The organism is Micromonospora sp. CPCC 205739, from assembly GCF_036906795.1.
Taxonomy (GTDB): Bacteria; Actinomycetota; Actinomycetes; order Mycobacteriales; family Micromonosporaceae; genus Micromonospora.
The window spans coordinates 425363-439038 of record NZ_JBAKHS010000004.1 but is presented as its reverse complement, the minus strand read 5'-3'; the positions used below and the strand labels follow the sequence as shown (position 1 = coordinate 439038).

12 protein-coding genes are annotated in these 13676 nt (G+C 74.9%); 2 read left to right on the top strand and 10 right to left on the bottom strand.

Annotation, left to right across the window (positions count from 1 at the left end; genetic code table 11):
* Nucleotides 1–89: 89 nt before the first annotated feature.
* Nucleotides 90–476, bottom strand: a complete 387-nt coding sequence (gene yidD, locus V6U88_RS10265) for a membrane protein insertion efficiency factor YidD (RefSeq protein WP_334451880.1) — start codon at nt 474–476, stop codon at nt 90–92.
* A 44-nt stretch (nt 477–520) separates the two neighbouring features.
* Nucleotides 521–1300 (bottom strand): PPOX class F420-dependent oxidoreductase, encoded by a 780-nt coding sequence (locus V6U88_RS10260; RefSeq protein ID WP_334451879.1) that lies wholly within the window; start codon nt 1298–1300, stop codon nt 521–523.
* 59 nt (nt 1301–1359) lie between these two features.
* On the opposite strand from V6U88_RS10260, the gene V6U88_RS10255 reads away from it, so the two are divergent.
* On the top strand, nt 1360–1779 hold the full coding sequence (locus V6U88_RS10255) for a VOC family protein (RefSeq protein ID WP_334451878.1): 420 nt from the start codon (nt 1360–1362) through the stop codon (nt 1777–1779).
* Here the strand turns inward: V6U88_RS10255 and V6U88_RS10250 are convergent.
* The gene (locus V6U88_RS10250; protein WP_334451877.1) at nt 1772–2905 is read right to left on the bottom strand and encodes a hypothetical protein; all 1134 of its coding nucleotides are present in this window, start codon (nt 2903–2905) and stop codon (nt 1772–1774) included. The genes V6U88_RS10255 and V6U88_RS10250 overlap by 8 nt on opposite strands.
* A 313-nt stretch (nt 2906–3218) precedes the next feature.
* On the opposite strand from V6U88_RS10250, the gene V6U88_RS10245 reads away from it, so the two are divergent.
* Nucleotides 3219–4751 carry a gluconokinase gene (locus tag V6U88_RS10245; protein ID WP_334451875.1) on the top strand — a complete coding sequence of 511 codons (1533 nt, stop codon included), beginning with the start codon at nt 3219–3221 and terminating at the stop codon, nt 4749–4751.
* Between the two features lie 135 nt (nt 4752–4886).
* Here V6U88_RS10245 and V6U88_RS10240 read toward each other — a convergent pair whose 3' ends face one another.
* From V6U88_RS10240 to V6U88_RS10210, 7 genes are all read right to left on the bottom strand, one after another.
* Nucleotides 4887–5171: a putative quinol monooxygenase gene (locus V6U88_RS10240; protein ID WP_334451873.1), complete on the bottom strand. Its 285-nt coding sequence runs from the start codon at nt 5169–5171 to the stop codon at nt 4887–4889.
* A 76-nt stretch (nt 5172–5247) separates the two neighbouring features.
* Nucleotides 5248–6006, bottom strand: a complete 759-nt coding sequence (locus V6U88_RS10235) for a MerR family transcriptional regulator (protein ID WP_334451871.1) — start codon at nt 6004–6006, stop codon at nt 5248–5250.
* 162 nt (nt 6007–6168) lie between these two features.
* The gene (locus tag V6U88_RS10230; RefSeq protein ID WP_334451869.1) at nt 6169–6807 is read right to left on the bottom strand and encodes a hypothetical protein; all 639 of its coding nucleotides are present in this window, start codon (nt 6805–6807) and stop codon (nt 6169–6171) included.
* Nucleotides 6808–6989: 182 nt separating this feature from the next.
* The gene (locus V6U88_RS10225) at nt 6990–9266 is read right to left on the bottom strand and encodes a putative bifunctional diguanylate cyclase/phosphodiesterase (protein WP_334451867.1); all 2277 of its coding nucleotides are present in this window, start codon (nt 9264–9266) and stop codon (nt 6990–6992) included.
* 302 nt (nt 9267–9568) lie between these two features.
* The gene (locus V6U88_RS10220; protein WP_334451865.1) at nt 9569–11083 is read right to left on the bottom strand and encodes a hypothetical protein; all 1515 of its coding nucleotides are present in this window, start codon (nt 11081–11083) and stop codon (nt 9569–9571) included.
* Nucleotides 11084–11132: 49 nt separating this feature from the next.
* The gene (locus tag V6U88_RS10215) at nt 11133–12221 is read right to left on the bottom strand and encodes a hypothetical protein (RefSeq protein ID WP_334451863.1); all 1089 of its coding nucleotides are present in this window, start codon (nt 12219–12221) and stop codon (nt 11133–11135) included.
* On the bottom strand, nt 12218–13621 hold the full coding sequence (locus tag V6U88_RS10210) for an MFS transporter (protein WP_334451861.1): 1404 nt from the start codon (nt 13619–13621) through the stop codon (nt 12218–12220). Before V6U88_RS10210 ends, V6U88_RS10215 begins: the two co-directional genes overlap by 4 nt.
* Between the last annotated feature and the right edge of the window lie 55 nt (nt 13622–13676).

Sequence of the window (13676 nt, the reverse complement as noted above, 5' to 3'; positions counted from 1 at the left end):
CCTCCCAGCGCGGGCCTTCACCCCCGCCCTGAAGGGCGGAGCACTGGCCCGCATCCCGGTAGCGCCGGGGTGGGACGGGCGGCGAGGGGTTATCGCACCGGGTCGTGGGTGCCGCGCGGCACGCCGGGCCGGCAGCGGCGCAGCCGGTCGGCCGCCATCCGCCCGCCGACGGCGAGGCCGTAGCGCTCGACGGCGGTGAGGCCGTACGCGCTGCACGTCAGGGTGTACCGGCACTGGCCGGGCCAGCGGTGCGACAGCCAGCGCCGGTAGCGGAGGATGGCGGCCCGGCCGGCCCGGTCGACGACCGGCGCCCGGCTGACCTGCGCGGTGGTGGCACCGAGGGTGAGCAGGAAGGAGAAGAGCCCGAGGTCGCAGCAGTTCGGACCGTCGCACTCGCAGGCGTCACAGCCGGCGTAGGCCCAGTCGCGCTTCTTCGACTTCTTGGCGGTGCGCCGGCCGAACAGTCTGTTGATCACGCCGTACATGGTGCGACAGTCCCGCTACCCGCGGAACGCGCTGGTCAGTCCAGCGACACCGTCAGGGCGAAGTGGACGGTACGGCCGGTGCGCCGCCGTCCGACCCGATGGGCGAGCGGCACCAGCACCCCGTGCAGCACCGGGTACTTGCGAACCAGCAGCCGAGCGGCGTGCCGCTCCTCGTCGCCCACAAGGCGCCGAGCGATGGCCTCGACGGCAGGGCCGGTCGGCCGGCCGCGACCGGTGCACGGGGCGACGGTGACGTGCGGATCGATGCGGATGCGCCGGGTCTTGCCGGCCCGTTCGAAGCTGCGCACGTACGCCTGCTCGCCGTCGACGGCGATGCTCACCGCCGTACCGACCGGCGTGCCGTCGCGGCGGAAGCTGGTCAGCAGCACGGTCTTCTGCCGGGTGAAGGGTGCCCACACCGGTGTTGCGCCGACCTCGACCGCGCCGAGCACTCCCCCGAGTTCACGCCAGCGCGCTACCAGCGCGACCGCGGCCAGCACGGCGGTGAACCCGACCAGCCCGGTCTGGGTGGCGCTGCCGCCGAGGTGCCGGTCGACGACGTGGGTGCCGGTGTGCGCGAGCGCCCCGGCGAGGTACCCGGCCAGGGCGACCGTGGGCGCGTCGGCCCAGATCGCGGCGAGCAGCAGGGTCACCCCGATGCCCAGTTGGAACGCGCCCACGTCGTGGACGAAGTGGTGGCTGGCGGGAAAGTCGACGGCCTGCGCGAAGCCTTCCGGTCGGCCCAGCCCCCACCCGCCGACGATCAGGGCGGCCACTCCGAGCAGGACGCAGGCGGCGCGGACGATGCTTTTCATGCCGCCTCGACGGGACGCGGTGGCAGAACGTGACGGTGCCCGGCGGTACGGTCCGAGGCATGGAGCAACGGATCAGCCTGGTCACTCTCGGCGTCGCCGACCTGCCGCGCGCCCGGGCGTTCTACGAGCGGCTCGGCTGGCGCGGCCAGGAGGTCGAGGAGACCGTCTTCTTCCAGGCCGGCGGCCTGGCCGTGGTGCTGTGGGGTCGGGACAAGCTGGCCGCCGACGCGGGCGTGCCGGATGTCGGCCCGGGCGGCGTGACGCTGGCGCAGAACGTCCGTTCCCGTGCCGAGGTCGACGACGTGCTGGCCACGGCGGCGCGGGCGGGCGCGCGGATCACCCGCCCGGCGGCGGAGACCTTCTACGGCGGCTACGCCGGCTTCTTCACCGACCCCGACGGTCACGTCTGGGAGATCGCCTGGAACCCGGGCTTCCCGCTCGCCGACGACGGCACGCTCGCCCTGCCCGACTTCACCTGAACACGGTGCGCCGCACACCCCGGTGGCCGGCGCAGGCGTCGCGCCGACCGCCGGTGAGGCTGACCGCGCCGTCCCGGCACTGCACCAGGTAGCCGCGGCCGGACCAGAAGTCCTGTGCGCAGTCGAACCAGTCGCAGATCCGGTGGTCGGGTTTGCGGACGCGTTTGCCGGCGCAGAAGTCGTACCCGATGGGGTTCGCCGGGGCGCCGCAGCGCCGCTCGGCCGACGTCGTCGGTGCGGGCGTGGGGGACGGGCGGCGCGCCTTCGGGGCGGCGGGCGGCGGCGGTGCGGCGGCGCGCGGCGCGGCGACCCGGGCGGGTACCGGCGTGGCGGCGACCGCGACGTCGGCGGCGGTGGTGGCGGGCGGGTCGGATTCGAGGAGCACCGCGGGTACGACCAGGGCGAGCGCGGCGGCGACGGCGACGGTGCGTCGGCCGCCGGGGAGGCGCCCGATCAGCCGGGCCTGCCCGGGGGTGGCGATCGCCTGCCGGAACGGTTTGGTCTGCTCGTGTTCGGCGATCAGCTCGCCGAGCTGCGCGATCACCGCCCCGCGCTGCTCGATGGCGTCGGCGAAGGCCAGGGTGAGGGTGAACCGGAACTCGGCCGCCGCAGTGGGCGGCACCAGCAGCCCACAGGTCTGCCGCCGGTCGAGGACCTGGATCAGCGAGACCGGGGCCGCCGGGTCGTGCAACAGCCCGGTCATCTTCCCGTACGCCCAATCGCGCCGCCCGCGTCCGCCGAGCAGCACCAGGCGACGGTTGGTGATCACGGCGACGCCGGCGTCGGTGACCTTGACCCCGTCGGGGAGCCGGTGGCGCAGCGGCGCCGGCAGCGGCTCGACGGTCAGGTCGGGGGCGGGCAACACCGCGGTGTGCCGGAGCTCGACCAGTTGCGCGGCGGGCAGCGCCCAGAAGACCACCTCGCCGGGAGCGAGTTCCAGGGGCAGCCCGTGGCCCGCCGCGACCGAGCCCTGCAGGCCGACCGCGAGGGTACGCAGCCGCCGCAGCTCGTCGTCGCGCTGCCGCCACGCCCGCTCGGCCTCGCGGTATGCCCGCTGCCGGCGCTCGTTCTGCTTTCGTGCCCAGGTGTAGCGCCAGGTGGAACCCGTCGAATCAGTTTCTGCCACGCCGACTCCTTCGCCGCGCGAGCCACCCAACCGAGGTGTCACCCGGATCAACGGCATCGGCGTGTCCGCCGGACTCGCCGAAGCGGGCGAATCACCCGATCGGGGGACCAATCAGCACGATAGGTGGAGGCAGCCGCGTCGATTCACGTTCCGCCCGGTCACACGCCGGCCGAAGAGATCGACGCCGGCCAGGCGGCGAGCATGCCGGGCGGGATCGTCCCGTGCGCCCTGCGGGGTGGCGGAAGCCTCGGTAACGTCAGCCGCAGCCGGACGGCGACGGGGGCCACCCGGCACGTCAGGCGGAGGTGGGCCGGTGAGCGTCGTGCTGGGCGTCGACATCGGCACCACCAGCACCAAGGTGGTCGCCTACGACACCGAGGGTGAGCAGCTCGCCCATCATGCGGTGGAGTATCCGCTGAACGAGCCGCACCCGGGTTGGGCGGAACAGGACCCGCCGACCATCTTCGACGCCGTCGTCGAGTGCCTCCGTACCGTGGTCGGTGAGCTGCCCGGGCCGGTGGCGGGCCTGTCCTTCAGCACCGCCATGCACAGCCTGATCGGGCTGGACGCCGACGGCGTCCCGCTCACCCCGTCGGTGATCTGGGCGGATTCCCGGTCCAGCGCGCAGGCGGAGCGGCTGCGGGCCGCGCCGCCGGGGCTGGCGCTGCACCGGCGCACCGGCACCCCGGTGCACCCGATGGCCCCACTACCGAAGCTGGTCTGGTACGCCGAGCAGGAGCCGCGGCTCTTCGCGCAGGTCACGCACTGGGTCGGCATCAAGGACTACGTGCTGCTGCGCCTGACCGGCGCGCTGGTCACCGACCACTCGGTGGCCTCGGCCACCGGGCTGATGGACATCCACCAGCTGGTCTGGGACGCGCAGGCGCTGAACATCGCCGGCATCGTCGAGAAGCAGCTGCCGCAGCTGGTCCCGACCACCACGGTGCTGCCCGGCCTCACCGCCGCGGCGGCCGCCGCGACCGGGCTGCCCGCCGACACCCCGGTGGTGGTCGGCGCGGGCGACGGGCCGCTGGCCAACCTCGGCCTCGGCGCGGTCAAGCCCGGCGTGGTGGCCTGCTCGATCGGCACCTCGGGGGCGATGCGGGTGGCCGTCGAACGGCCGGCCGTCGACCCGCTCGGCGGCGTGTTCTGCTACGCGCTGACCGTGGACCGCTGGGTGGTCGGCGGTGCGATCAACAACGGCGGCATCGTGCTCCAGTGGGCCGGTGACGCGCTCGCGCCGGAGCTGGGCGAGCACTCCGAGGAGGAGCTGCTGGCGCTGGCCGAGCGGGCCCCGGTCGGCTCCGGTGGGCTGATCATGCTGCCGTACCTGCTCAGCGAACGGGCGCCGCACTGGAGCGCCCTGCCGCGCGGCGCGTACGTCGGGCTGACCCACGGCCACCGCCGCGAGCACCTAGTCCGGGCGGCGCTGGAAGGGGTGTGCCAGCAGCTCGCCCTGGTGCTGGCCTCGGTGCGCGCGGCGGGCAACGAGGTGCGCGAGATCCGGGCCAGCGGCGGCTTCGCGCGCAGTCCGCTGTGGCGGCAGATCCTCGCCGACGCGCTCGGCATGCCGGTGCGCTTCCCCGCCGGGCACGAGGGCTCCAGCTTCGGCGCGGCACTGCTCGGCATGCAGGCGCTCGGGCTGATCCCGTCGATCGAGGTGGCGGCCGACCTGGTGGACATCGACGAGACCGTACAACCCGACCCGGCCGCCGCCGCGACCTACGCCGCGCTGCTCCCGCTCTTCTCCGAGCTGTACGACGCGCTGGTGCCGACCTTCGCGTCGCTGCGACGGCTGGCCCCCAGCCTGCCGCCGGAGCCGTCACCCACCGCCGCTCCCATGTGATCGCCCGTCCCTTCGCGGGCCGGACAACTGGTCGGTGATGGAGACGATCATCTTGATCGTCGGCTTCCTCGGCGTCCTTCTCCTCGACCTGGTGCTGTAGCGCCCGGCGGGCGGCGTTGAGGCGGTGGGTGGCGGTCAGGGGGCCTCGACGCCGGAGATGCGGTAGCGGTGCACCTCGGCGCCGAGGATCGCCGCCGTCTGCTCCTCCGCCGGGCCGGAGCCCCGGAAGGCGAGCAACTGGGTGTCGCTGTCCCAGCGCTCGTAGACGTTGATCCGGCCCGGCTCCACCAGGTCGGCACTGATCGCGAAGTCGATGCAGCCGGGCGCGGAGCGCGCCTGCCGGACGACCTCCGCGCAGGAGGCCAGGTAGTCGTCCCGCCCGGCCGGGTCGACGTAGAGACTGCCGGCGACGATGAGCACGGTGACCTCCGGTGGGCGGTGGGCCTGACAGGCACGATTGTGCCTGTCAGGCCCGACGTTCACCCGCCGCACCGGATCAGGCGCGGGTGATCGCGTTGGCGTGGATCGCCTCGCTCAGGTACGCCGCCATCCCCGGCGCGATCTTCTCGTAGTACGCGGTGAACCGCGGGTCCGCCAGGTACATGTCGGCCAGCCCGGTGTGGATCTCGTACGAGCAGTCGTAGAACCAGCGGCTGATCGACTGGCGGTGCTCCTCGGCCAGCGCCATCGCCTCCGGCGAGTCGGCCGGCGCCCCGGACGCCATCACCTCGACGAACCGCCGCCCCCAGTCCTCGTTCTCCGCCTTGATCCGCAGCCAGTCCTCCTTGGTGTGGGCGGCGGCGCGCCGGGTCGACTCCCGGTACGCGTCGGTGCCACCCCAGCGCTGCTCCGCCTCCTCGGCGTGCGCGTCCGGGTCGAAGTCCCCGAAGACCTCGAACCGCTCCTCCGGGGTCAGGTTGATGTTCATCCTTCTCGCCTCCATCGCGAGCTCGATCGCGGTGACCATCTCCTGGAGCTTCCCGATCCGCCCGGTCAGCAGCTCGTGCTGCCGGCGCAGGTGCACCGCCGGGTCGGCGGCCGGGTCGTCGAGGATCGCCGCGATCTCCTCCAGCGGGAACCCCAGCTCCCGGTAGAACCGGATGTGCTGCAACCGCTCCAGGTCCGCGTCGTCGTAGCGGCGGTAGCCCGCCGCGGTGCGCCCGCTGGGCGACAGCAGCCCGATCTCGTCGTAGTGGTGCAGCGTCCGGACCGTGACCCGGGCCGCCTTCGCCACCTGTCCCACCGTGTACGCCATGGTTTCCCTCCCTTCCGCGACCAAGGCTCCCGCCTGCCGTTGCGTGAGGGTCAAGCCCGATTCTGCGCGGGTCGTCACACCCTCGCCCCGGGAAGTCGGCGCGACGGCGAACGCCCCCGGCCGCCGAGGGGGTGGCGGCGGCCGGGGGCGTCCGGGTCGGGGTCAGGCGGTGGCCCGGTCCTTCGCCCGCTCCGGGGCGGCGAAGGCCTCGGTGGCCGGGGTGCGGAAGGCGTGCACCAGACCGGCGACCGACAGCAGCAGGAGCAGCCCCGCCCCGATGAAGGTCACCAGCGCCGCCTGGCCGGCCTTGCGGCCGAACTCGCTGAAGCCGTACGAGGTGAGCAGCAGGCCGCGCAGCGTCTCGCCCTTGAACACGGTGTCCCGCTGGGCGCTGACCTCGGCGAGCTGCTTCTGCAGGTCGGCCAGGGCCGGGTCGTTGGTCTTGGTGGCCTGCTCCACCTTGGCGCGCAGCTCGGTCTGCGGCTCGCCGAGGTCGGCGTAGGTCCGGCCGCCGGCGATGGAGGTCAGGTGCAGCCCGATGAACTCGTTGGCGTAGCACTCCGCCTGCTTGCCGGTGGTCAGCTGCTGGCCGGCGTACTCGACCAGGCAGTCCGCCTTCTTCTCCTCGTCGGTCAGCTGGTCGGCCGGCTTGAAGGAGATGTGCTGGGCGCCGAGCTGGTCGCGTACGTAGTCGTTGGCGAAGTTCGCGTTCGAGGTCAGGACGATGCCGGCGACGAGTAGCAGGACGGCGAGGCCCAGCCCACCGATGCTGAGCAGCAGGTCCAGAGTGCGTCGCTTCATGTCGGAACTCCCGTGGGGGTGGTGGGGGCGTCGTTGGTGTCGCCTCCCATCCTGGGCTGGCACGGGCGTCCCGGTCAGGGCCGAACCCCCTGTCCCGGCCGGGACCTTCGACTCCCCCGGCCCGGGCCGTCCGGCCGCCGACCGGCTCGGGCCGGTCGCCGGCGGAACCGAGCGGAGGGCGGTCAGACCGGGGCGGCGACCGGGCGCAGGTCGGCCAGGCCGCCGGGGCGGCCGTAGCGGTAGCCCTGCCCGTGTACGCAGCCGATCGCGGTGACCGCCGCGTGCTGCTCCTCGGTCTCCACCCCCTCGGCCACCACCGCCAGGTCGAACGCGCCGGCCAGCCGGGTCACCATCTCCACCGTCGCGTACGCCCGGGCGTCGGTGTCGAGCCGGGAGACGAACGACCGGTCGATTTTCAGGTCGGTGGCGGGGATGCGGTGCAGGTAGCTCAGCGACGAGTAGCCGGTGCCGAAGTCGTCGATGGCGATCCGGATGCCCAGCTCGCGCAGCTGACCCAGCCGCTCCAGCACCGCCTCGCTGCCGTCGATCAGCGCCGACTCGGTCAGCTCCAGGGTCAGCGCGCGGGGGGCCAGCCCGGCGCTGGCGGTGGCCGCGGTGACGGTGGCGATCAGGTCCGGCCGGCGCAGGTGGGCGGCGGCGATGTTCACCGCCACGGTGGCCTCCGGCGCCCGCTCCCGCCAGGTGGCGGCCGCCCGGCAGGCCTCGTGGATCACCCAGCGGTCGATCGGCACGATCAGCCCGGTCTCCTCGGCCAGCGGCAGGAACGCGGCCGGCCCGAGCAGCCCCAGCCGGGGGTGCCGCCAGCGGACCAGCGCCTCCGCGCTGCGTACCGCGCCGGTGGCCAGGTCGACGATCGGCTGGTATTCCAGGTGCAGCTGCTGCTCGTCGACCGCGCGGCGCAGGTCGGCGATCAGCTCCGCCCGGGTCACCGCCGACTCGCGCAGCCCCGGCGTGCAGGTCCGGTACGCGGACTTCCCGGCCGCCTTCGCCGCGTACATGGCGATGTCGGCGTCGCGCAGCAGGTCGGTGTGGGAGGCGTGCTGCGGGCCGTACTCGGCGATGCCGATGCTGGCCGACGGGTGCACGCCCACGTCCTCCTCGTCGGCCGAGGGTTGCAGGGCGGTGAGCAGCCGCTCGGCGAGCCGTTCCGGCGCGACCTGGCGGTCCCCGTCGACCAGCACGGCGAACTCGTCGCCGCCGAGCCGGGCGATGGTGCCGTCGTCGCCGACCGCGTCCCGCATCCGTTCGGCGATGCTGGTCAGCAGGGTGTCCCCGGTGGCGTGCCCGAACCGGTCGTTGACCTGCTTGAACCCGTCGAGGTCCAGGAGCAGGACGGCGACCGGCGGCCCGTCGCGCAACGCCTGGCGCAGCCGCCGGTTGAACATCAGCCGGTTGGGCAGGCCGGTGAGCTGGTCGGCGTAGGCGAGCCGGCGCAGCCGCGCCACCAGGCGCAGGTTCTCGTTGGCGGCCAGCCCCTGCCGCAGCGCCAGGGCGCCGAGCAGCGTCATCATGCCGATGAAGACCAGGTGCGGGGTCTGCCCGGTGGGATGCCGGGCCAGCACCACCGCGATGATCGCCCCGCCCACCGGCAGGTACGGCAGGGCGACCCGCCACCAGGGCGGCAGCGGTGACTCGACGGCCTCGTCGACGCCCTGGCCGACCGGCGGCGGATACGTGGTGGCCACGCCGATCAGCAGGTAGCTCAGCGGCCAGCAGACGTCGATCACGTGCCCGGGGACGTAGCTGCCCTGCGCGACGAGCGAGACGTAGACCGTGTCGGCGCCGGCCCGGGTGGCCAGGCTGGCGCCGATCAGGGTCAGCGGCCGCCAGATCGGGCGGGCCGGGCCGGCCACCGCCACCAGGATGGTCAGCTGCATCAGGTCGAGCATCGGGTAGAGCAGGCCGAAGGTGCGCAGCGGATCCGCCAGGTCGGCGTCGGCGATGTCCCGGAACACCACCACCCAGCCGATCGGGATCAGGGCGAGGGCGACGATCACCCCGTCGAGCAGGGTGCGGGCCTGGCCCACCGCGCTGCGCGGGGCGGCGAGCGAGCAGAGCAGGGCGGCGGTGCCGGTGACGATGCCGGCAGTGAAGACGGCCCCGATCAGCGGGGTGTGCGGCAGCGTCTCGTCGCCGAGGCGCTGCACCGCCCAGAGCGTACGACCGGCGGCGGCGAGGGCCATGGTGACCGCCAGCAGCGTCCAGAACCGGCGCAACGCCGGGGGATGCCGGCGGGCCGCGCCGGCGCAGGCGAGCGCCGACCAGACGGCCACCGTGATCGCGCCGGCGTCACTGGCCCCGGCCGCGCCCGGGAGCGCCGCGGCCAGCCAGACCGCCTCGACGAGGACGACCACCGTCGCGGCGAGGGCGCCCACCCGCCGGAAGCGGCTCGGGCGGGGCGGCGCGACAGCCTGTCGACGGGCGTCATCGGGCAGCACGGTGGTCGCTCCGGCTCTCTCTCCTGTGCGCACCTCGACGGTGAGGACCGGCTCCTGCGCACCTCGACGGTGAGGACCGGTGACGGGCGGCGAACCACCGAAGCCTAGCCAGCACGGTAGCGAGCCGCCAGGGCCGTTGAACCCGGGTGGACGGTCCGTTCAGGACGGTCCGACCGGCGCGACGGCGGGCGCCACGAGCTGTCCGGGTGGGAGGGACGCGGGTCGCGGCGGCGGTCAGCAGCGCCGTCGGCGGGGGCCGACCAGGGCGGGTGAGCCGGTGGCGGTGCCCGGGCCGCCGCTGCTCAGGCCCACTCCTCGGCGGGGTCGCCGTCGCTCGCGGCGGGCGCATCGTCGGCGCGGGTGGCCGGCGGACCGCCGTGCGTCCACGGGGTCTCCTCCGGTGCCGGGAACGCCCCGGCCGGCAGGAACGCGTCGGACAGGGTGGTGAAGCAGAGCCGCTCCCCCACCTCCGGCACGCTGCCCGGCGGCGCGCTCAGCCCCCGGCCCATCCCGCCGGAGAGCTCCAGCACCACCTCGGTCTTGCCGTCCGCCGCCGGGGTCAGGAAGACCACCTTCGCCTTCTGCCCGGGCCGGGCCGGCGAGTACAGCGTCGCCCCGACCGGCACCCGCACCGGCTCGGTGGTGACCAGCTGGATCCGGGGCCGCAGCACCGGCCGCTTCCCGGTGTCGTCCACCCGCTTCGGGTCGGCCAGCGTCACGTCCCCGACGAACGCCTCCCCGGTCAGCCGGTGCTCGGCCATCACCAGCGGGTCGTCGTAGGCGCGCTGCACCGCGTACGAGGTCAGGGCGCGTTCCAGCCGGTGCAGCCGCTGGGCGGCCACCACCGCGCCGTCGCGCCGCGGCTGCGGACCGCCGCCGGCGTCGACGTGCTCGGCGTGGCCGGTGAAGGCGTCCTTGTCGCCGTCCCAGCGGCCCGCCACCCGGGCCCCGGGCGGCAGGGCCCGCAGCAGCCCGACGCCGCGCCACATCAGCGCCCAGGTGGGCGCCAGCTGATCGCGCAACAGCCTTTCCAGCTCCGCGTACGCCTCGCCGCGCGCCGCCTCGTCGCCCGCGTCGGCGTACGCGGCGACGGCCGGGGCGAGCAGCCGGTTGTCGAACTCCGGGTCGGTGGCCGGGCCGGCGGGCGGACAGACCGCCGGGTCCTCGGCCCGGGCGGCCGCCTGCGCCCCGGTCAGCCCGGCCGGCGGGTCGATCCAGCCGAGCAGCGCCGGCAGGTGCAGGTCCTCCACCACGCTCTGGCCGGTGGCCCAGTGCAGGGTCAGCGCGTCGGTCAGCGCCACCAGCGCCGACGAGCCGGGCTGCTCGGCCCGCTCGGCGAAGAAGGTGAGCCAGCGGCCGAGCAGCGGCACCGACGGGTGCACCGGGTGGTCGCCGTCCGGGCGGCGGAACCGGGTGGAGCGGCCGAACAGCCGCAGGAAGGTGATTCCGGCCGGGTTCGGCACCAGCAGTTGCGGCGCGTCGACGTACCGGTGCCGGACGTCCCGACCCCGGTCGACCGGCACCGCCTCGGTGACGCTTCGGAACGAGTCGAGGTACGGCAACACGATGGCGGCCAGTTCGGCCGCGAAGCGGAAGCGCTGGTCCCGGTTGCGGGGCTGCGGCACGAACAGCAGCCGCGCCTCGTCGGGGGCGGTGCCGACCAGCGTCGCCAGGGGCGCGTTCGCTTCACCGGCCATGGCCAGCGGCACCAGCACCAGCGGCCGCTCGGACAGGTGCAGGTGCCGGACGGTGGCCACCGGCTGGGCCACCCCGGCGGCCAGCGCCTGCGCCTTGGCCAGCGCGCGCAGCGTACTCATGCCGGCCTCCGCACCGGTGCGGCCGGGCGGCGGCGGGCGGGCGGCGTACTCATGCGGGGTGTCCGGCGAGGGCGTCGGCGCGCAACCGGGCGGCGGCCCGCAGCAGCGCGGCGGCCTCCTCCTGCTCGGGCTCGGCGGCGCGTTCGCCGGTAGCCAGCGCCAGCACCTCGGCGACGGTGGCGACGCCGCCCAGCGCCTCCCGGACCGGCCGGCCCAGCGCCGCGGTGTGCCCGCCCGCCTCGTTTCGGCAGAAGTACGCCAGCTCGCAGCTGGCCAGGCACTCGGGCGCGTAGCGGGCCGGCACCCGGTGCAGCCCGGCGGCGAGCGTCACCGGGTCGGCGGCCGGGTCGGCGGTGAAGTCCGCCGGCACGGTGTCGAGCAGGGCGTCCAGCCTCGCCATCCGGTCGAGCTGGCGGCGCAGCACCAGCAGTTGCTTGCGGACGTCCAGCAGGCTGGCCACCGGCCGGTTGCCGAAGTCGCGCGGGCAGACCAGCACCACCTCGTGCGAGACCAGCTCCTCGTCGTGCCCCTCGGCGGCGAGCAGCTCGCGCAGCGCCAGCACGTAGACGGCCGACTGGATGGCGGCGGCGGCGACCTTCGCCGGGTCGGCCTGCCCGTCGACCACCGGAAACGACTTGATCTCCACCACGTGGAACCGGCCGCCGAGCCGGGCGGCGACCAGATCGGGCTCCAGGTGCACCCGCTGGCCGGCGACCGCCAGGCCGAGCAGCGGATGGTCGAAGAGCGCCGCCTCCGGCCCCTCGGCCGTCAGCGCCCGGCGGGACCGCTCGTGCCGGTCCGGCAGGTCGTCCGCGCCGCCCAGGTCCGTCCAGCTCGCCTGCTCCGGCACCGGTACGCCCAGCCGCTCGGCGACCAGCCGCAGCAGCTCCGCCCCGCCGTCGGCCTTGACCTGCGCCTCGAACGCGTTGCCCCGGGTGATGGCGAACCGGGACTGCCCGAAGCGGGCCGGGAAGCCGATCGCCTCGGCCAGCCTCGGCTTGTCCACCCCGGCGCCGTCCAGCACCGCCCGCCGGGCGCAGCCCGGGTTGCCGGTGAGCGCGGCGATGGTCCGGGCGTTGTGCCGCTTCGGCGGCAGGTCGCCGCGGATCGCGGCCAGGCGCTGCGCGGTGCTCGTCATGATCCGCCAGGATAGGCGCTCACCGCCGGTTCGGCCGGGACGCGGGCCCGGCGCACCAGCACGGCGGTCGCCACCGCGGCGACCAGGGCCACGCCGGCCATCGCCCAGAGCACGGTACGCAGCCCACCGGTGAAGCCCGGGTCGGCGAGCCGGCCGGCGGTGGTGCTGGCCAGCACCGCCCCGACCACCGCGATGGCGACGGTCTCGCTGGCCAGCCGCGCCGTATTGATCATCCCGGCGCCGGTGGCCGCCCGGTGCGCGGCGACGCTGCCGATCGCCAGCGCGTCGAGCAGGCCGATCGACAGTCCGACCCCGACACCGATGGTGAGCAGCGGGCCGGCCAGGGCGGCGGCGCCGCTGTCGGGAGCGAGCACGGTGGCCCAGGCGGCGCCCACCGCGACCACCGCCACCGAGGCGACGATCACCGCCGGGGCCGGCACCAGCCGGGTCATGGCCCCGCTGAGCAGCGGCAGCACCAGGGTCGGCGCGGTCAGCAGGATCAGCGTGGCGCCGGCCCCGCCGGGGCTCATCCCGACCACCGTGGTCAGGTACGACGGCAGGTAGACCAGCAGCGGCACCAGCACCGCGACGATGGTGGCCGCCGCCAGGCAGATGCCGAGGAACCGGGGGCTCGCCAGCAGGGCCAGGTCGAACATCGGGTCGGCCCGGCGGCGTTCCACCCGGACGAAGGCCACCAGCAGGGCCACCGCCGCGACGAAGGCCGCCACGATCACCGGGGCGGACCAGCCCAGCTCGGGGCCCTGCACGAACCCGAAGATGAGCAGCAGCAGCGCGGCGGTGAAGGTGACCGTCCCCGGCCAGTCGATCCGCCCGGCGTGCGGCTGGCGGGACTCGGGCAGCAGCGGGGTGAGCGCCAGCACCGCCACGGCGGCCAGCGCCGGCGCGGCGAAGACCGCCCGCCAGCCGAACGCGGAGATCAGCAGGCCGGCGATGGAGGGTCCGAAGGCCAGGCCGACGCCGATGGTCGTACCGAAGATGCTGAACACCCGGGCTCGGGCCCGACCGGGGAAGGCGTGGGCCAGCAGGGCGGAGGCGCTGGTCGCGGCGGCGGCCGCGCCGATGCCGGCCAGCGCGCGCAGCAGGTCGAGCAGCACGATGTTCCCGGCGACCGAGGCGAGCAGCCCGGAGCCGGCGAAGATGGCGACGCCGGTGGCGAAGACCCGGCGCCGGCCGAGCAGGTCCGCCAGCGCCCCGGTGGCCAGCATGAAGCTGGCGAAGGTGGCGTTGTAGCCGTTCACCACCCACTGCACGCCGGCCAGCCCGGCGTCGAGGTCCCGCCCGATGTCCGGCAGCGCGACCGACGCGCCGGTCAGCGACACCGGCAGCGAGAGGGTGGACAGCAGGACGGCGACCAGCACGACGGCCGGGTGGTTACGCAAGAATTCTCCCCGTTCGGACGGCGGGCCCAGCCTAGAACGCGCAGGTGGGAACGGA